This is a genomic window from Sorangium sp. So ce128 (assembly GCF_051525245.1).
Classification (GTDB): Bacteria; Myxococcota_A; Polyangia; order Polyangiales; family Polyangiaceae; genus Sorangium; species Sorangium cellulosum_B.
Genome location: NZ_CP150313.1, coordinates 12,752,369 through 12,769,351, shown reverse-complemented (window position 1 = coordinate 12,769,351; position 16,983 = coordinate 12,752,369). Strand labels below are relative to the sequence as shown.

Genomic DNA, 16,983 nt, shown 5'->3' with positions numbered 1-16,983 from the left:
TCGTCCAAGGCCGCAACCCGGGTGGCGCCGAGCTGGTGGACCCGGAGAGTGCGGCGGGAAGGGCAGGAAGGACGGCGGGCCCTGGCGGCGCCAGCATCGGGATCGATGCACCAGGCTCGACGTGCCCCTCGACGCCGCGCTGCAGCGCAGAGCGGCCGAGCTCGGCGGGGCGGCTACTGCGGCACGTCCGGGACCTGCGCGTCGGGCTCGATCTCGGGGAGCGCCTCCTCGTCGTCGTTCTCGGCGGGCTCGCCCTTGCCGCTCTTGCCGGCCGCGCGCCGGGCGGCGGCCTGGCGCAGGCGGTCCAGCGGGGCGAGCGCCGCGCGCGCCGACTGGACCGTCTCCGGCTTCTCGCGATCGACGCTGGCCACGACCTGAAGCAGGTAATCGCCGATCGCGCCCACGAGCTCCCGGAGCGGCTCGCGCAGGGCCGCCACGTCCGCCGGTGTCTCGTGCGCCTTCGTGATCCCCAGGACCTCGCCATAGGCCTCATGGGCGGCGCGCACCTCGGCCAAGAACTCAGGACCCGCGATGGCGACAAGGTCCTTGCCGAGCGCGTCGTCCTCGGCGATCCGGCCGAGTAGGGCGTTGCTCTCGGCCCACTCGAGATCCATCGAGAGCTTGAGGAACTCGAGACCTTCCGGGAACAAGATCTGCGAGATCTCCTTGGCGCGCTCGGCCCTCGGGTGTGCTTCGGCCGGCAAGAGGGCACAGGCATCGACGCGCATCTTCAGGGCGGCCCAGGCGGTATCGATGCGGTAGTCCGCCTTGGCCTTGCTCGCGGGCTTCGGGGCGCCGGCCGCGCGCCGCTTCTGGTCCCACGCCTTGTTCATGGCGAGCGTCGCCCTGCGCACGGCGCGCGCCGTGCGCTTCATACCGTCGGTCGCGTCCTTCGGCAGCGCCGAGAGGAGCGCGATCGCGAGCGCGACGGCTTGCCGGACATCGAGCTTCGGAGGACGCAGGTATGGAGTCGGATCGAAGGGGATGGACTTTGCCATGGAGAATACCTCCCTTGACTTTCATCCATCACGGGCAGGCGGGCGGGGTCAAGGGATTTTCTCGAAGCCTCGTTCCTTCCCTGGTTCTCTGGGCGCTCCGGAGAGGGTCGCGTCAGCAGGCCCACGACGACGAACCAGCGCGTCCGGTGGGACCGGCGCGCTGGTGGAGGCGCATCAGCCGGTGGGCTGAGGAGCGACGCGCCGGCTCTCGACGCGCCTGCCGGCGGCCCCGCTCCGATCTGTCGCATGTTCATGGATACATGGCGCTTTTCAGGGTGCGATCGATGCCATGTGAGTTCACGTCGACGTGTGCGCCTGATCGTCGTCTGAGGGGCCCTCCCATTGGTCCCAACCTTCTTCCGGTTCCGGCAACCCGAACGCTTTCAAGTACTCCCGCCCGGCCTGCACTAGCGGGGCTGGGGCGTAACCAGAGAAGTCCCACGTCTCGAACAACTTGCGCGCTCTTCGTGCAGACTCCTCTGTTCGCTGGATGTCGCCCTTTGCGTCCTGAAAATTTCCATTCTTGATTTCCTCAATGATGACCAAGTAACCATCAAGGAGTTGCATGGCGTGTTCCTGGGTCACCGCCGCGGAGCCGGCGGCCGACATGCGAGCGAGGAGGCGTGGCGCTGCGAGGATAGTCATCAGGCCCATGACGCGGCTTAACGAAGACAGCCCCTCCAGAGCCTTCTCTTTAGCCGACGCATAGCGCTCTTCGTCGAGCCGAGCCGCAGCGAGCGCCTCTTGACGCTGCCTCTCCAGATCTTTGCTCATCGTTTCTCCACCTAAAATCCTATCTGAAACGGCATGAGGCTCACCGGAGCTCGTCACTAAGGATATGGGAGACAGAACGTTCCTATGAAGTGGTTCCCAAGCGGAGATATTCCGCCTGCGCCTACGGCTACAACGTTTGGGGTTCGCGTTCCTTCCTCTGTGCAGACATAAGAGCACCATGCCTTGATGGCAACGTTCTGCAGTAGCGCGTTCACAAAGTCTGGACAGGTAGAGCACTTCGCCGTGCCGCAATCGTCGACGTAGCAGGAGTGCGCCACGTTTGGCACATAATTTAGCGAACACTTGGTCCAATATTCGCAGCCGTGCGTGCGCTTGCACTCAAACTTCGGGCCGTTGACGGCGGATACCGTCGACGAATCAATGTTCTCCGAAAACCAAGTCTCAGCGTGTTCCGCTGCCACAGGGCCGTATTGCTCGATGAGGCTCATGAGGGTCGCGTCGTCGAGCGTGGACGGATCAAGGTTCAGCGAATCGAGCGTACCTGCTAAAGCACATGAGAGATAGCCGGCCTTGGCCTGGGCGAGCGCGAGCTCATGCGGATCGAGCTGGGTATACACCTGCTCGCCGATGTTCTCCTCGCTTTGAGAAGACTGATCGGTGGTGATGTCATCTGTGTCACTTGTGCCATCGTGCGTATTGGCATCTGCGTCGCTTGTGTCATCCCGCGAATTGTCATCTGCGCTGCTTGTGCCATCCTGTGCATTGTCATCCTTTCTTGCGCCGATTGTAATGGTGCAAGCTGGTACCATGATGAAAGCCAGAAGAGCCCAAGCGCCAATCGCGGCAACAGTCGAAAGATGTCGTTTTCTGATGGCAATCTTCATGGCCAGCATGGAAAGCGTCGAGGTTGCTGCTGTCAAGCCGCCCGTGGAGAGAGCATCGCATCGCGTCCTGGACACCCGGCGGGCTGGTGCGGAGCCTCGCTAGCTCTCGCGATGCTATGGGGCGGACTCCACCCACCGGTCAGCGCGACGTGTCAGTCGCGGCTGGGATGCACGTGCTACCGGGGCGTGCTCCGGTCCGGGCAAGCACCGGGCTCTTTCGTGTATGAACGCGGCGCAGGGCAGCGGCCCCGGCATGGGGGCTGGCAGCCGGCCGGCCGCTCGGTACCGATAGCCGGTACCAGCTGCGAGCATTTTGCGACCACCACGACCACAACGACGTTCACGACCACGCTGCGTCTCGCAGGCGGGACCGCAGCTGGCGAATGCCGTGGCTGCGTCGCGCGCTGATTCTCGTGTTGATCCGGGCGGCTGAGGGCGAGGCGCGCGAGAGCTCGATCGACAGCGCGGCCTGCTTGCTTGGCGCGCTTACTTCCAGCTACTCGGGGAACCGCAGCGTCTTGGCGACGGTGCCCTCCTCGCCCGTGAGCTCCTTGCCAGACCAATCCCAGCTGACGCCGCCCTTGCCCGGCGGTCCGAGATCGTAGGTGACGCCCTCCACCGTGAGCTGGTCCTCGTCGAGGTACGCGATGCCGATCGAGTCGCCGCCGCGCCCGGGGCCGCCGTAGCCGCCGGGGCCGCCGTCGCCCCCGTTGCCGCCCGGACAGGACCAGTTGCCGTCCCCCAAGGCGCCCCCCGGCGCGCCTCGGCCGCCCAGGCCGCCTTCCTGGGGCCTGCCCCCAGCACCCCCCGGGCCGGCGGAACGCGTGATGATCTCGCTGTCGCGCACCGTCACCTTCGCATGGAGCGCGAGGATGCCGATGCTCGGGTGCCCGTTCTCGCCTCCGCGACCGCCCCTGCCGCCGCAGCCGCCGGCGCCTCCGGAGCCACCGCCGGCGCCTCCCTTGCCGGCCACGCCGCACACGCTGAGCCCGCCCCGCCGCCCGCCCCCTCCGCCGCCGCCCTGACCCGGCATGCCCCAGCCGCCGTCGCCGGCTTTGTCGCCGTGCCACCCCGTCTCGTCGATCCGCCCGATCCCCTGGCCCGCGGCGCCGACGGCGCCCCACGGACCGTAGATCCCATAGGACCCGCTGCTGCAGTGAGTGCCGGGCACGTCCCCGCGTCCTCCCCCTCCGTACTCCGTGGACGTCGGCGCCCCGTCGTCCCCGTCCTCGGCGCCGTCGGAGAGCCCGTCGCCCCCCTTGCCGCCGGTGCTCGGGAGCCCGCCGTCGCACGGGTTCAGCACCGCCGCGCCGCCGGGGACCGTGTCGGCGGAGCACGCATCCCCGCCGTACAAGCCGTGCCGTCCATCGGATGCCTGATCCAGTCCGGGCAGCTCCTCACCCTCATGGCCCGCCCATCCCTCGGAGGCTTTAATGAGGCCTTGGAGGAACTCGACCGTCGTGCCGGACTTCACGAGCACGGCGATCGGGCCGTGCGCCCATACCTCGAAGTCGATGATCCTCGATACGCCGTCCCCTGCGCCCGTGTCCTCGGGGCCGGCCGGCTCGACGGTCAGGAGGATGCGAAAGTCGGTTGGGGTCTGCAGCGACGACCGACTGCGGCCGCCGTCGAGTCGGGGGATCATGCGTTCCCAGGTCAGGCAATTGAACCCGCCTATCAGATCCACGCCGGAGGGCAGCGTGAGGGGGTCGGAATAACCTTCGTGGCACGCGAACACGCGCCCCCGTCCCTTTCGCGCCAGCTCGACGGCGCGCTGGAGCGTCCGCACCGGCTTGTCCTTCGTGCCGGGGTTCGCGTCGTCCCCGCCGCCGAAGACACCGCCGGCGAACACCCCGCAGCCATCGTCCAGCACATCGGCGGCCAGGTGCTCGAGACAGACCGACTCCGCCGGCGGCTCGTCCGAGCACGCCGTGCTGTCATCGCAGGGCGCAGGGGCCGTGTCGAGCGGGCCCGGCGTGGTCCCGCAGCCGATGACGGAGAGCGGGAGGGCAAAGGCGAGGTGGACGGGGAAGGTCGGCTTCATGGTGCTCCTCCACGCGACGCCGCGCGCACAGGGCCCCTCAACGGGGCGGCTCCGGATTGGACACGTCGAATTGACGCCAGGGCATGTGGTCGCCATCGGCGCCCTTGCCCGCGTCGTCATCGGGCGCTGCATTGCCGGCAACTCCGCCGTCGCCGCCCGCTCCCCATTCTACCGTGGCGTACGGCCCGAACTCCACGCGGGCAGCGACGGACGCGACGCCGTACGATGGCCCCCCGAGGCCGCCGCCGGCATCGCCGCCACGGCCGCCGTGGCCTCCAATTCCACCAGGGCATGCGGGCCACAGGCCATTCACTCCAACTGGGGGCGTTCCACCGTGGCCGCCCCACCCACCCCCGCCGCCCGGTTGGCCCGTTCCTCCGACTCCACCGCGGCCGCCGTTGCCCGTCTTCACCCTCGTCGCCTCGAGCGTCAGCGTGCTCCCCTGCAACGCGACGACGCCGATGCTCGCGCCGCCATAGTCGCCGCCCTGGCCTCCCCGGCCGCCGCAGCCGCCGCTCCCGCCCGAGCCGCCGGCGGCGCCGGCCTGCGGGGTGCCCGCGCGGCACGCGACCATGTCGCCTCGCCCCTTGCTGCCGCCGCCGCCCCCCCCCCCTTGGCCGACGCCCCCTCGTGTCCCGTCCTGACCCCGGACGCCGACCCAGCCTTCTCGCTCGGTGAGCTGGCCTGGGCCAGCGGCGCCGTCAGCGCGGCCGCCGTCGGTGCCTTCGGCGCCGTCTTTGCCCACCGTGCACGGCTCACTGCCCGCGCCGACCCCTTCGCGGCCCTTGCCCTCCGGATTCTCCGCCGGCTTCGGCTGCCCCGGCGCACCGTCGCCCCCCGATTCGAGCCCGCCGTCGCCGCCGTAGCCTCCCGTGGACTCGATGCCGTCATCGCACGCGGTCGCGACCGGAAGGGCGCCCGTCTCGGAGTCGGCCGTGCAGGCGTCGGCGCCGTCGTTCCCCAGCTCTCCGTCCTTTGCCCGCTCGCTGTCCGCGTCCTCCCCTGGCTCCCCATCGTTGCCGTTGCCGGCGACGATCGCGCTGTCCCGCACGACCACGCCGGCCCCCGGGCTCAAGATCATCGCGATGGACGACTTGCCGTCGCTCGCCGAGGCGTCCGCCGCGACGACGTGCACGCCGACGATCGTCGTCGTCGCGTTGTCGCCCGCGAGGACCCGCACCGGGATCCCCGCGGGCGGAGCGATCGTGGTCGGCTCGTCGGGCCCGCCGAACGACCACGCATACGACCAGTCGCCGCCGTCACCACAGCGACGGCCGCCCCAGAGGTCGAGCCCGGAAGGCAGCGCGATCTTCTCCTCGAACGTCTCGCCGCAAGCGTACACGCGCCGGGTCGGCGTCTCACCGTCGCGTCGCCCGTGCGCGGCGAGCCCGATCGCGTGTCGCAAGGTCCTCACCGGCGCGCCCTTCGTGCCAGGGCTCGCGTCGTCGCCTGACGACGCGCTGACGAACACCCCGCACTCGTCCAGGGCCGGCGCGGTGCCGGGCTCTCCCTCGCACGGATCGGGCGGAGGCTCCGGATCCGGGGCGCACGCCAGCGCTTCCCAGCAAGCGTCGGAGTAACCGCACCCTATCAGCGTGCTCGCGCCGCACATGCAGAGCGCGACCGCGACGACGGACTTCGCAACGCTCCGGCCTTTCGTCGAACGCACCGCCTCGGCTCCCGATGTCCTCACCCCATCCCCACGATCTCACGCCGGTCCCAACGGTGAGCCGTGGATCCGATCCTGAGCCGGCGTGAGCCCCAGGAAGGAGAAGTCCGTGAAAGAGGACGTGGCGGTCGCGGTCTGAAGGGCAGACAGAATCCCCCGCGAACGCGCGCATGACCCACGCGCGACGGTAGTTACGCTGGACGCACGGCGTCAACCGGAGAAAACGCCATCAAGCGACCTCTTTCGTGAGAAATTCCAGTCCGACAGCGGAATGCTGCCCTCTCCCCTTGCCCCGAGTTCAGTCACCCCGCCCAAACGTACCTGCGCGCCGCAGTCGAGGTCGACCCGGATGGACGCGATCGTCGCGTCCTGGAGCTTTCCGCCCGGAGGCATCGCGCCCTCCGAGACCGCCGCGTAGATCTCGGTCTTGTCGCCGCGCACATGGTCGAGGTCGTCAACGTTGATGCCTTCGGGTGCGCCGCCGCGCGCATCGCCGGTCTTGGTCGTGGTGCGACAGGCGGCGCAGCTCTGCTGGAGCGACTGGGCCCCTTCCGCCTGCTGCGCGCTGGAGTCGGGCGGGCACTCCCCGAGATCGCCCTCGTCATCGCCGCACCCTGGGAATGCGCCGAGGGTCTCGTGCCGGCCGCCCGAATCCGCCGATCGGAATCGCTTGGAGATCTCGAACTGCCACGACGGGGGGACGTGCTGGGCGCTCGAGGCGTCCGGCGCACCGCGCGTCCGTCGGATCGACCTATGCTAGCCTACCCTGCGGGAGGGCCCGAGATCCTCAGGGGCGGCGCGGCCGCGTGGCCAGCCCGGGGGAGCATGGTTCTACAAGCGCTGCGGATCACCGTCGCCGTGCTCGCAGCCTTGGAGTTCCGCGCGTGGTACGCCCGCGCGCAGGCGGCGCGCGCCGAGGCCGATCGGGCGCTGCTCCGGCTGCGCCAGGTGGAGGAGGCGCTCCGGCACGAGCAGGACTTCAGCGCCGCGGTGCTCAATACGGTGGCCGCGTTGATCGTCGTCCTCGACCGCGAGGGCCGGGTGGTGCGCTTCAACCGTGCCTGCGAAAAGCTCACCGGCCTCTGCTTCGACGAGGTGCGCGGCCACGTGTTCTGGGACCTGTATCTCACGACGGAGCAGAAGGCGAGCCTGCTGGCGACGTTCGCGAAGAGCAAGAGGGGCGAGCCGCTGCCGTACCACGAGAACGACTGGATCGCGAAGGACGGCAGCAAGCGCCGCGTCGTCTGGGCGCATGCGTTCCTGTACGACGAGGACGGGGAGGTGGAGTTCATCATCGGCACGGGCATCGACGTGACCGAGACCCGCGAGGCCGAGGCTGACAGGACGCGGCTGTACCACGAGGCGCTCGACGCGGTGCGGCTGCGCGACGAGTTCCTCTCCATCGCCTCCCACGAGCTCAGCACGCCGCTCACCCCGCTCGAGCTGCAGGTCGGCAGCGTGCAGCGGGCGCTGCGCGGCGACGCGGCGCCCCTGCCGCCCGAGCGGCTGCTGGACAAGATGGACGTGGTCGCGCGGCAGGTGGAGCGGCTGAAGCGGCTCGTGGACGATCTGCTCGACGTCTCGCGCATCACCGCGGGCAAGGTCCAGCTTCGCCACGAGCAGGTGGATGTCGCGGCCGCGGCGCGGGACACGGCGCTCCGGTTCCGCGAGCAGCTCACCCGCGCCGGCTGCGAGCTGCGCGTCAAGGCCGGCCAGCCGGTCGCCGGATGGTGGGACCGGACCCGCGTCGATCAGATCCTCAGCAACCTGCTCTCGAACGCCATCAAATATGGGGCCGGCAAGCCCATCGAGCTGATCGTGGAGGAAGGCGCCGACGCGGCGCGGATCCTGGTGCGCGACCAGGGGATCGGCATCGCGCCCGAGCAGCAGGCCCGCATCTTCGGGCGCTTCGAGCGCGCCGTGTCCGAGCGCCATTACGGGGGGTTCGGGCTCGGGCTGTGGATCGTGAAGCAGATCCTCGACGCGTTCGGCGGCACCATCCGGGTCGAGAGCGCGCCGGACCGGGGCTCGACGTTCACCGTCGAGCTGCCGCGCCGCGCGCATGCGCCCGGCGTGGAGCGGCCTGAGTTTCAGGTGCAATGAGCGTGGATCCGATGCCCCCCTGCCTCGAAGCGCCGATTCGAGCGAGCGTCAGGCTGCCCGGCGGTGGCGACCCCAGAGATCCTTCAGATCGCCCGGGAGCTGCACTTCGACCGCCGTCACCTCGTCCATCGGCATCTCCGCCTCGACGGCGGCGAAGACGGCGCGCGCCAGCGCTTCGGCCTGCTCGCTCGACGCCTGGAGGTGCTGCGCCAACACCTGCACGAACTCGCCGCGGCCGAAGGTGTCCGGCAGCTCGGCCCGGTGCAGCGCGCACGGCTCGACGATCTCCCTGAGCGTCGGCGGCAGGGCGCCCGCCATGTCCCGCGCCTCGCCGCCGCTCACCCGCAGCGACAGCACGCACAGCACGGCGCCGACCGCCTCCGGGGCGCGCAGATCCTTCGGCAGCGCCCCGCTCTGCTCGATCCGCCGGAAGACGCGCTCGGACTTCACGTCGATCGGCCTCGCTTCGCGCGCCGGCTCGGCCCCGGGCGCCGCTGGGGCTTCCCGCATGGCCGTCGCGCGCAGCAATCCCGCGGCCCTGTCATCGGGCTCGCTCCTGGCGATGTCGGAGAGGCTGATCACGCCGACCAGGCGTCCCTGCGCGTCGATGCACATGATGCGCGACTTCTGGGCCTGCCGCATCCGCTCCTCCGCCTGCTGGATGTCCTCGTCCGCCCCGCAAGCGACCACCTCGCACGTCATCACGTCGGCGACCCGGATCGTGGCGGGGAGAGCCTTCGCCACGACGCGGATGGCAATATCCCGGTCCGTCAGCGCACCGAGCGCCTTGCCCGAGACGTCGCAGACGGGGAGAAATCCGATGTTCTCGTCGCCCATGCGCTGCGCCGCCGTCTGCACGGTGGTGTCTGGCAGCACGCAAACGGGCTCACTCTTCATCAGCTGGCTACAGAGCATGTCGCGCCTCCGTTGTTTTTCGCAGTGCTTTTCGTTGGGTCGAATTTCCCCATGGCAATGGGGCGGCGCATCGAGAGTCCACCGGGCCCCGTTCGGCTGCTCATCCGCATACCGTCGTTCCTGGGCTCTTGAATCCACTACAATTCTACTATCTGCTGGTAGGGGACTGACGCTTTCGAGAACCCTCCCGTACATTTCGAGCGAACAAATTTCGAGCGGACAAGAGGTCCGTCCTCGCAGCCTGGCAGGAGGGCTCATGTTGTTCCATGACCGTTCGGATGCAGGCGAGCGCCTTGGAGCGCAACTCGACCACTACGCCCGTCGAGCGGACGTTGTGGTGCTGGGGTTACCGCGGGGAGGCGTCCCGGTGGCGTTCGAGGTTGCCCGCCGGTTGGGGGCGCCGTGCGACGTCTTCGTCGTGCGCAAGCTCGGCGTTCCCGGGCAGGAAGAGCTTGCGATGGGGGCGATCGCTTCGGGCGGCGTGCGCGTGCTCAACGAGGATGTCGTCGACGCGCTCGGGTTCACGGAAAGGGAGATCGCCGATGCCGAGCTGCTGGAGCGGGAGGAGCTGGAACGTCGCGAGCGCGAATATCGCGGCGGCCGGCCTCCGCTCGACATCCGCGGTCGCGTGGTCATCCTCGTGGACGACGGCCTGGCGACGGGCGCGACCATGCGGGCGGCAGTGAAGGCTCTGCGGCGCCTGTCGCCCGCTCGAATCGTCGTGGCCGTCCCCGTCGCGGCCCCCCCGACATGCGAGGCCCTTCAGGGGGAGGCGGACGAGGTCGTCTGCGCCGTCACGCCGGAGCCCTTCGTGGCCGTCGGGCTCTGGTACCAGGACTTCTCGCAGACCACGGATGAGGAGGTCCGGGCCCTTTTGGAGCGCGCCGCGAGGCCGACGTCGCGTAACGCGCAAGAGGCCGCTTGACGGGTCGGTGCAATGGCGCTCCGGCTCATCCCTCTCAGGCAACCGGGGCCGACATCGGACGCGCGCTGGTGGGGCCCCGCGTGGGAACGCGGCGCCGCACACTCCCGGTGCCGGATCGCCCGACGCAAGCTGAGCTCATGGAGACGGCCAATAAGACCCTGACGTGGGCCAAGGAGCGGGTCGATCGTATCGTCCGGCGCCTCGCCGGGTTGCGGTGGATCCGACGTTCACGCGTGCTCCGCGGTGTCCGGAGCCTGCGCGATCGCGTTCGACCCGAGATCGCACCCCCGCGGCGCAGGCCCCCAGAGCACGCCGACGAGCGCACGATGCGCAGGACGGCCGAGCGGGACGCCGGCGGAACGAGCTCGGCCGAGAGCGCGGCGCGCTATGCCGGCGGCGCTCACTTGGGAGGCACGCACGGTGGCGAGGCCGTGCCCCGCGAAGGCCCCGAGCACCAGCGGCCCGAACTGGAGGAGCCGCAGGCACGAAGAGAGCGGACGCCGGGCGGCGAGGACCACATCCCGGAGAAGCGGAGCGGCGCGTAGCCACAACTCGGCCGGAACGGTCCGCGGCGCGATCGAGGTCTCGGCGAAGGATGCGAGGGTCATGCTCGGCTGCTCGGTGTGGCCGAGCTCGCCCCGGCGCACGCACCACGCGGCCTGGCGGTTGGGAGAACGGATCGAGGGACTCACGAATCGGAAGCAGGCCGCTGAATCGACGCCGCGCCGAGATCTCCAGCGACGGCCCTTTCCCTCGCGCGCCTCCACGGGGTCGGCGGTTGAGACGCGTCGTTCGGGACGATCGCAAACATGAGGAGCAGTAGCCCCGTCAGGATGTCATTCTGAGCGGCGGCGGGCGGCGGAGAGCCGCACCGGAAGTAGCCGAACGCCACGAGCCAGATGGCGACCACGGCGATTCCACCATGCGCGTAGCGCATCGGACGCCAGAACGAGGCGAGCGCGAGGGTCATCACGATCGCGGCGCACCCGAGATCGCTGACCCACAGCTCTGTTCGGCTTCCGTGACGAAAGATGAAGGGGCTCACCGCCAGCCAGCACGCGAGCATCACCTCGACGACGCGCGCCCACATCATGCCCTCCCGCCGATCAGCGCCGCGTCGTCCCCCCCAGGCGACGGACGCCCCCAGAACGTGCGGGACACGGCGCGACGCTGGTGCGTGTGACGCCAGACCCTCACGAGATAGGAGAGACTGGACCAGACCTCGTCGTACGCGAGGAGGATGAGTACCAGCGAGACGATGGCGGTGGCGATACAGAGCGAGCACCACGCTCCAACGACCGTGCCTTGGAGCACGACGAGGACGACGCTGACCGCGCCGAGCGGGATGACGTCGAGCCCGAAGAGCACGACCAGCCACGGCCGGTACTGCCACCGACGCGTGCAGCCCGCTAGACCGAATATCGCGTCGCCCAGATAGGCGATCGCGCCGAGCGCGGCGTCGGGAACACCGAACCAGCGACGCATCTGGTGGGACACGTCTGAATCGAGAACGCGCAGCGTCTGTTCACCGAAGAACGGATCCCACACGCTCGAGATGAGGCGCCATTGGTAGAGCGCCATGTACGACGAGAGGACGAAGCCCACGGCCGCGAGGAGACAAATCGGCACGCGCTGCCCCCAGGAGGACGGGTTGTAATGCCACGGCGGCGCGGGGACGTTCAGGCTCGTCGGATCGGAGGCGAGGTGGGTGCGAGGCGTCATGCGGCGCTCGCCTTCCCCTCGGGGAACGGGAGCTTGTTTTTCGCATACCAGCCCTTCGGGTCGTCCTTCAGCCTGCGAACCATCTCGCCCAGCGTGTCGCGCAGTCTCCGCACGGGATTCCAGCCGAGCCGGCCCTGAGCATGCTTGATATCGACGGCGTACTGAGCATCCGCGAGATCGATCATCCACGGCTTGATGAATGCGCCCTTGCCGCCCTTGAGCTTGACCTGAACCCATGCACCGGCCTTGGCAATCGGCTTCGGGACGACGATGGTGGGCCACTCCTTGCCGTGGATCAGCGCCCCCAACACGTCCTGCAGCTCCGCGTAGCTCATGACGTCCGGCTCGGCGATCAGGAACACCTCGTCGCGAGCGAGCTGGTCGCGAAGCTGGACCACCCTGCGGAAGCACGCCACGAGATCATCCATGTGCACGAAGGCCTGGCCGTGGGACGGATCCCCCGGGAAGAAGTAGCTCTCGAAGCTCTTCTCGTAGATGCGTCGAATCTGCTGGGCAATCGGAATCGACTCGCAGTCTTCCGTGTAGACGCCGGCGATGCGCAGCAGCACCGCGGGAATGTCTCGATGCTGCTCACGAATGAGCTCTTCCGCCTCGAGCTTCGAGCGGGGATAGTCCCACGATGCTTCTGTGGCCGATGATTCTTCGATTCGCTCTCCCTCTTCCGCCGGCTTCATCACGAGGAGGCTGCCCGAGAAGACGAGCTGCTCGACCCGAAAGTCCCGGAGAGCATCGAGAAGGTGCTCGGTTCCCCCGAGCGTGAGGTCGTGGTACAGCGGGCTCGGCTCGCCAGCGAAGTCGTAGTACGCCGCGAGATGGAGGACACTGGCGAGCTCGCTCCCTTCTCGCTCTCGCACGGCGCTGAGCGACTCCTGCACGCTCCCCCGGTCTGTCAGGTCGCATTCAAGGAACCGGGTCCCGGCCGGGACTTGGGTCGGGGTCTTCTGATCCATGCCAAGGACGGCGTAGTCGGAGGCGAATGCCTCGACGAGCTTGGATCCGATGAGCCCGCTACTGCCCGTGATGAGGACGACCGGTTTTTTCGTCTCGTTTCCCATGGATCACCGCGGTCGAGTGAGGCAAAGGGCACGCCACGCCGGGTGCACCGCATCCATTGCGGAGGAGCGAGCACAGCGCTGTTCTTCTTCTTCAATGCTCGGTGCAGCGCGTGCGCCAGTGCGTGCGCGTGCGACGGCGCGACGAACTTGCGCCTCGGTCCTCGGCGTCCCAGGTTGATGCGCATGGCGGTAGAAGTTCGGCTGGTAGAGAAGGGTCGCAAAGAGCCACGGCACGGCCTTGTCGAACAGGGGCGCGTACACATGGAGCTCGCGCGGCGGTTCTCGGCAGAGCTGGCTGACAATGGTTGGGCGCGAGACAAGACGCTCGCGCTCGAGCAGACGGTCGCGGAGCTATCCGCGTCGCTCGGGCCAGCCATTTCGCAAGGAGAGGCGCGCGACGCCGACGCCGCGGAGTGGAGCGCCATCGGCCGGGCGAAGGCCTTCCTGCGGCGATTGCGAAACGCGGTGCCAATGGCGCTGCGCGAGACAGCGGCCACCTGGCCGTCCTCTGTGCCGCTGCACACGGGACCGCTCGGTCGATCTGCCGCGGGGCTGTCGGCCCACTTGAGCCAGCTCCGCCCAGGCGTCATCGCTCTGGACGGGGCGCTCCGAAAGTACTTCAAGAGCCGAAGCGCCGCAGAAGAGCTCGATGCCGTGCAGCGCGAGCTCGACGCCGCCAGCGCCCGCGAGCAGGCACAATTGGGCGATCTGCCTGAAGACGCGCTCTTCGTGAGCGAGGCAAAGGGGAGACTGCTCGAGCTGATCGAGGACCTGAACCGTGTGGGGCGGATCGCGTTCGACGGGCACGCCGAGATCATGTGGCAGTTCAACAAGGATGTTCTCCTGAGGGCGAGAGCGGTGGGAGGGCCCGGCTGAAGCACCACCGGACGGGTCATCTTGATCTTCGGCATTCTGCGCGCAACCGAGGACGGGACGACGGATCCGCCGCCCTCGGCGGTCATCGCGGTCGCACCGTTGGGTTCGGTCGAGCCGGGGGCGATCGCCAGGCTGATACCGCTGCTGGGGGGCGCATTTCGGTCGGAGGTGGTCGTGGTGTCGCCCCTGCCGCTCCCCGACCGTGGCTGGAACGCGCGCCGCCGGCAGCACCTGTCGACCGCGATCCTCGATGAGCTGGCGCCCGCCCGCCGGCCGGAATGGGAACGGCTGCTCGGCGTCTGCGACGTGGACCTCTACGCGTCCGCCCCGTCGCACTGGCAGCTTCACATCCCATGACCGCTCTGCGTGCCCCGCTCGCCTCCGCGCGCGAAAGCGCAGCTATTGAGTGGCTTGGCAGAGGTCGCTCGAGCGGCAAGCGACGATCCGGTCGAGGGTGTCGAACGGATTGTTGCAGTCGTCATTTCGGATTTCCTGCAGGCACTCGGTCAGCTCCTTGGAATCGATGCCGCCGGGGCACTCGGCGAAGTTGAGGTCGTCACGCCATTCGGCTCGAATCCTGGTGGCGCAGGCCTCCTGGCTCGCATATTCCCGGTCGGCGCCGATATTGTTGCACCGTGCCTCGCGGTCGCACCGCGCCGCCACGATGCTGTCAACCGCGCTGACGGTCGTCACCCCTGGTTCGACCTGAGGGGCGCCCGGCGGGGGCGTGGTCCCGAGCGCCCTCTCTTCTCGCTTGCACGCCGCCACGAGCAGGGGCACCCCCGCCGCGAGGAGGAGGCCCATCATCGATCTCCCATGGTTCGTTCGCATCATCTCTTCCTCCCGATCAGCCCGATCGTGCAGATCGGGCGCCATCCAACGCGCCTAGGTCGCGCGATGGGCGTCGCCCTCGACCGTCTCGCCGTCGGCTGGGTCGAACACCGACCGGCCCGGCACGCGGCTCGGAACGTCCGCGTGCCGTTTTCTCGCAAGTTGCCCCAACACCCTTGCGATTAACATGCCTCTGCCGGCGCCGTGCTCGGCTGTCATCGCGCCGGACACCGCGGTGCGATCTGCGGGGTAGGGATCGACCGGCAGGGGCGCCGGACCGCGGACGCCGCCACAGCCTCGAACTGCGATGAGGGATGTGCCTCCGTTGCCGCCATGCAAGCCGGGCGTGGCGGTGCTTCTCGTGACGATCGCCGGATTCGGGCTCCTCTATCGGCTCAAGGAACCGCACGCGCGAGGCGCTGTCTGGGAGTCAGGCAGCCCGCGTCGAGGAGTCAAGGCCGCATGTGTCCCCTCTGCGCATGCGTCCGCTCTGCACGATGGTGGCTGGCCCGGGCGTGGGGGGCACGATCGCGAACATCGCCGTCCTCGGCCGGCGCGTTCGGCGCGACCGTCGCCTCTCCCGGAGAAGGTGATCTGCGACGAAAACCAAGCTGATCCATGATGGCCGGCAGAAATTGTTCTGAACGCGGCGCTGACCGGAGGCCGACGGCCGCCGTGACGCCGTGATGTGATGAGGAGCGGAGGAGCATGAAAGACGACAAAAGACGGCTTGCGCAGGTCCGCGCCGCCCTCGGCAGAGCGCTGCGCTGCGACCCCGATCGCTTCGCGATCGGCATCGAGGACGTTGACGGCGTGCTCACCTTGCAGGGCGAGGTCCCGGACATCGCAGCGAAGAAGCGTGCTCTGAAGGAAGCCGCGGTGGTGACCGGGGTCCGCTGGGTGGACGACCAGCTCCGCGTCCGGCCCGCCGTGCACATGAACGATGACGCGATCCGCGATCACGTGAAGGACGCGATGCTCGCAGAGTGCGCGTTCGAGGAGTGTGCCGTACGCACCCGCGAGGGGGTTGTCGTCGAGACCGCGCGCATCCCGGCCGGAACGGCCCGCGGCACGATCGAGGCATCGGCGAAGGATGCGGTGGTGACGCTCGACGGCTCGGTGCCGAGTCTGGCCCACAAGCGCCTCGCCGGGCTACTCGCGTGGTGGGTGCCGGGCAGCCGCGACGTGGTCAATGCCCTCGAGGTCGTTCCGCCGGAGGAGGACAACGACGATCAGATCACCGAGGCGATCCGGCTCGCGCACGAGCGGGATCCTCTCGTTGATGCCGTCGCGATCGGCGCCAGGACGCAGAGCTCGGTCGTGACGCTGTACGGCACGGCGGCGAGTGAGGCGCAGAAGTCTGCGGCGGAGCGCGACGCCTGGTGCATGCTGGGCGTGGAGGACGTCGAAAACCAGATTCAAGTCGTCCCGCCCTCCGCCCTCGTGCCGTAGACCCTCCGCGACTCCATGGATCCCGTGGGAGGCCCCCCATACGGCCGTGCCCGACCTCTGCTGTCTTCCACGCCTTCGCGTCGCAGGGCACCGGCATCGGACTTCAGGCCGCGCGGTTCCCGGCCGGGTTGTGCTTGCGTCGCGCCGGCCCCGCTCTCCAGATGTTCTTCAGGTCGTGCGGCAGCTGCGACTCGACCTGCGCGACCTCCTCGTTGGACAACGTGCGGTGCACGGCGGCGATCACGCCGCCGGCGACCTGCCGGGCCTCGTCAGGGGTCACGCGGAGGCGGTCGCCGATGCGCCGGAAGAGTTCGTCCGCGCCGAACGCCTCACCCTCCTCGCCCCGGCTCGACATTGCCGGCTCGAACCGACGGCGGACGGACTCGGGGAACGTGGCGAGCAGGGCCCGAGCTTGGCCGCGGCTCAGCCGGGCGAGCAGCGGCTCGAAGACGGCCTGGAGCGCGTCCGACACGTCAATCGCCGGCGCGAGCTCGGTCACGTCGACGATCTCTCGCAACAGGCGTTGCTCCGCGCTGTCCAGGGGTGCGTTGCCCTTCGCGTCGATGGGGGGAGCGGCGGTGGGTTCTCGGCTGGACACGACAAACCTCCTCTCGATCACAGGTCACATGAGGCTGTCCCGAGGAGGCGTCACCCCGGGCCGTGCCGATTTCGAGGGTGCGATCGCGCCGTCCGGGCCATCGATGAATCGGGCGGCGGCGGCCGCAGCAAACCTTTGCGAGCGGGCTTGCGTTC

18 protein-coding genes are annotated in these 16,983 nt (G+C 69.0%); 6 read left to right on the top strand and 12 right to left on the bottom strand.

Annotation, left to right across the window (positions count from 1 at the left end; all coding sequences use genetic code 11):
- Window positions 1-173 precede the first annotated feature (173 nt).
- The 6 genes from WME82_RS48395 to WME82_RS48370 form a co-directional block, all read right to left on the bottom strand.
- Window positions 174-998, bottom strand: a complete 825-nt coding sequence (locus WME82_RS48395; protein WP_438040860.1) for a hypothetical protein — start codon at window positions 996-998, stop codon at window positions 174-176.
- 297 nt (window positions 999-1,295) lie between these two features.
- Entirely contained in the window at window positions 1,296-1,772 is a 477-nt protein-coding gene (locus tag WME82_RS48390; protein WP_438040859.1) for a hypothetical protein, read from the bottom strand.
- A 56-nt stretch (window positions 1,773-1,828) separates the two neighbouring features.
- A complete protein-coding gene (locus WME82_RS48385; protein WP_438040858.1) occupies window positions 1,829-2,617 on the bottom strand; it encodes a hypothetical protein in 789 nt (262 codons plus the stop codon).
- 496 nt (window positions 2,618-3,113) lie between these two features.
- The gene (locus WME82_RS48380) at window positions 3,114-4,661 is read right to left on the bottom strand and encodes a hypothetical protein (RefSeq protein WP_438040857.1); all 1,548 of its coding nucleotides are present in this window, start codon (window positions 4,659-4,661) and stop codon (window positions 3,114-3,116) included.
- 37 nt (window positions 4,662-4,698) lie between these two features.
- Window positions 4,699-6,330 carry a hypothetical protein gene (locus WME82_RS48375; RefSeq protein ID WP_438040856.1) on the bottom strand — a complete coding sequence of 544 codons (1,632 nt, stop codon included), beginning with the start codon at window positions 6,328-6,330 and terminating at the stop codon, window positions 4,699-4,701.
- Window positions 6,331-6,540: 210 nt separating this feature from the next.
- Window positions 6,541-6,771 (bottom strand): hypothetical protein, encoded by a 231-nt coding sequence (locus WME82_RS48370; protein WP_438040855.1) that lies wholly within the window; start codon window positions 6,769-6,771, stop codon window positions 6,541-6,543.
- Window positions 6,772-7,083: 312 nt separating this feature from the next.
- Between WME82_RS48370 and WME82_RS48365 the strand changes: the two genes are divergently transcribed.
- Window positions 7,084-8,433 carry a PAS domain-containing sensor histidine kinase gene (locus tag WME82_RS48365; RefSeq protein ID WP_438040854.1) on the top strand — a complete coding sequence of 450 codons (1,350 nt, stop codon included), beginning with the start codon at window positions 7,084-7,086 and terminating at the stop codon, window positions 8,431-8,433.
- 48 nt (window positions 8,434-8,481) lie between these two features.
- On the opposite strand, the gene WME82_RS48360 is transcribed toward WME82_RS48365, so the two are convergent.
- The gene (locus WME82_RS48360; RefSeq protein WP_438040853.1) at window positions 8,482-9,348 is read right to left on the bottom strand and encodes a CBS domain-containing protein; all 867 of its coding nucleotides are present in this window, start codon (window positions 9,346-9,348) and stop codon (window positions 8,482-8,484) included.
- Window positions 9,349-9,604: 256 nt separating this feature from the next.
- Here WME82_RS48360 and WME82_RS48355 point away from each other — a divergent pair, with 256 nt between their 5' ends.
- The gene (locus WME82_RS48355; RefSeq protein ID WP_438040852.1) at window positions 9,605-10,273 is read left to right on the top strand and encodes a phosphoribosyltransferase; all 669 of its coding nucleotides are present in this window, start codon (window positions 9,605-9,607) and stop codon (window positions 10,271-10,273) included.
- Window positions 10,274-10,410: 137 nt separating this feature from the next.
- Window positions 10,411-10,818 carry a hypothetical protein gene (locus WME82_RS48350; protein ID WP_438040851.1) on the top strand — a complete coding sequence of 136 codons (408 nt, stop codon included), beginning with the start codon at window positions 10,411-10,413 and terminating at the stop codon, window positions 10,816-10,818.
- 143 nt (window positions 10,819-10,961) lie between these two features.
- On the opposite strand, the gene WME82_RS48345 is transcribed toward WME82_RS48350, so the two are convergent.
- From WME82_RS48345 to WME82_RS48335, 3 genes are read right to left on the bottom strand one after another with little or no spacing between them, the layout of a single operon-like run.
- The gene (locus WME82_RS48345) at window positions 10,962-11,366 is read right to left on the bottom strand and encodes an SPW repeat domain-containing protein (RefSeq protein ID WP_438040850.1); all 405 of its coding nucleotides are present in this window, start codon (window positions 11,364-11,366) and stop codon (window positions 10,962-10,964) included.
- Complete coding sequence (locus tag WME82_RS48340; protein ID WP_437743179.1) at window positions 11,363-11,995, bottom strand: vitamin K epoxide reductase family protein; 633 nt, start codon at window positions 11,993-11,995, stop codon at window positions 11,363-11,365. Before WME82_RS48340 ends, WME82_RS48345 begins: the two co-directional genes overlap by 4 nt.
- The gene (locus WME82_RS48335; protein WP_437743178.1) at window positions 11,992-13,071 is read right to left on the bottom strand and encodes an NAD-dependent epimerase/dehydratase family protein; all 1,080 of its coding nucleotides are present in this window, start codon (window positions 13,069-13,071) and stop codon (window positions 11,992-11,994) included. The genes WME82_RS48340 and WME82_RS48335 overlap by 4 nt, the downstream gene beginning before the upstream one ends.
- A 261-nt stretch (window positions 13,072-13,332) precedes the next feature.
- On the opposite strand from WME82_RS48335, the gene WME82_RS48330 reads away from it, so the two are divergent.
- Both WME82_RS48330 and WME82_RS48325 read left to right on the top strand, forming a co-directional pair.
- A complete protein-coding gene (locus tag WME82_RS48330; RefSeq protein WP_438040849.1) occupies window positions 13,333-13,947 on the top strand; it encodes a hypothetical protein in 615 nt (204 codons plus the stop codon).
- Window positions 13,948-13,968: 21 nt separating this feature from the next.
- Window positions 13,969-14,304, top strand: coding sequence for a hypothetical protein (locus WME82_RS48325; RefSeq protein WP_438040848.1), 336 nt, complete (start codon window positions 13,969-13,971; stop codon window positions 14,302-14,304).
- Window positions 14,305-14,346: 42 nt separating this feature from the next.
- On the opposite strand, the gene WME82_RS48320 is transcribed toward WME82_RS48325, so the two are convergent.
- The gene (locus WME82_RS48320; RefSeq protein ID WP_438040847.1) at window positions 14,347-14,823 is read right to left on the bottom strand and encodes a DUF6184 family natural product biosynthesis lipoprotein; all 477 of its coding nucleotides are present in this window, start codon (window positions 14,821-14,823) and stop codon (window positions 14,347-14,349) included.
- Window positions 14,824-15,486: 663 nt separating this feature from the next.
- Here WME82_RS48320 and WME82_RS48315 point away from each other — a divergent pair.
- The gene (locus WME82_RS48315) at window positions 15,487-16,230 is read left to right on the top strand and encodes a BON domain-containing protein (RefSeq protein WP_438040846.1); all 744 of its coding nucleotides are present in this window, start codon (window positions 15,487-15,489) and stop codon (window positions 16,228-16,230) included.
- A gap of 103 nt (window positions 16,231-16,333) precedes the next feature.
- Here WME82_RS48315 and WME82_RS48310 read toward each other — a convergent pair whose 3' ends face one another.
- Complete coding sequence (locus WME82_RS48310) at window positions 16,334-16,828, bottom strand: DUF2267 domain-containing protein (protein WP_437743172.1); 495 nt, start codon at window positions 16,826-16,828, stop codon at window positions 16,334-16,336.
- Window positions 16,829-16,983: the final 155 nt, after the last annotated feature.

Coding starts and splice junctions, on each gene's coding strand:
- WME82_RS48395 (WP_438040860.1), bottom strand. CDS start 998: ATGGCAAAGTCCATCCCCTTCGATCCGACTCCATACCTGCGTCCTCCG.
- WME82_RS48320 (WP_438040847.1), bottom strand. CDS start 14,823: ATGGCGCCCGATCTGCACGATCGGGCTGATCGGGAGGAAGAGATGATG.
- WME82_RS48390 (WP_438040859.1), bottom strand. CDS start 1,772: ATGAGCAAAGATCTGGAGAGGCAGCGTCAAGAGGCGCTCGCTGCGGCT.
- WME82_RS48315 (WP_438040846.1), top strand. CDS start 15,487: ATGAAAGACGACAAAAGACGGCTTGCGCAGGTCCGCGCCGCCCTCGGC.
- WME82_RS48380 (WP_438040857.1), bottom strand. CDS start 4,661: ATGAAGCCGACCTTCCCCGTCCACCTCGCCTTTGCCCTCCCGCTCTCC.
- WME82_RS48350 (WP_438040851.1), top strand. CDS start 10,411: ATGGAGACGGCCAATAAGACCCTGACGTGGGCCAAGGAGCGGGTCGAT.
- WME82_RS48355 (WP_438040852.1), top strand. CDS start 9,605: ATGTTGTTCCATGACCGTTCGGATGCAGGCGAGCGCCTTGGAGCGCAA.
- WME82_RS48330 (WP_438040849.1), top strand. CDS start 13,333: ATGGAGCTCGCGCGGCGGTTCTCGGCAGAGCTGGCTGACAATGGTTGG.
- WME82_RS48345 (WP_438040850.1), bottom strand. CDS start 11,366: ATGATGTGGGCGCGCGTCGTCGAGGTGATGCTCGCGTGCTGGCTGGCG.
- WME82_RS48360 (WP_438040853.1), bottom strand. CDS start 9,348: ATGCTCTGTAGCCAGCTGATGAAGAGTGAGCCCGTTTGCGTGCTGCCA.
- WME82_RS48365 (WP_438040854.1), top strand. CDS start 7,084: ATGCTAGCCTACCCTGCGGGAGGGCCCGAGATCCTCAGGGGCGGCGCG.
- WME82_RS48385 (WP_438040858.1), bottom strand. CDS start 2,617: ATGAAGATTGCCATCAGAAAACGACATCTTTCGACTGTTGCCGCGATT.
- WME82_RS48340 (WP_437743179.1), bottom strand. CDS start 11,995: ATGACGCCTCGCACCCACCTCGCCTCCGATCCGACGAGCCTGAACGTC.
- WME82_RS48335 (WP_437743178.1), bottom strand. CDS start 13,071: ATGGGAAACGAGACGAAAAAACCGGTCGTCCTCATCACGGGCAGTAGC.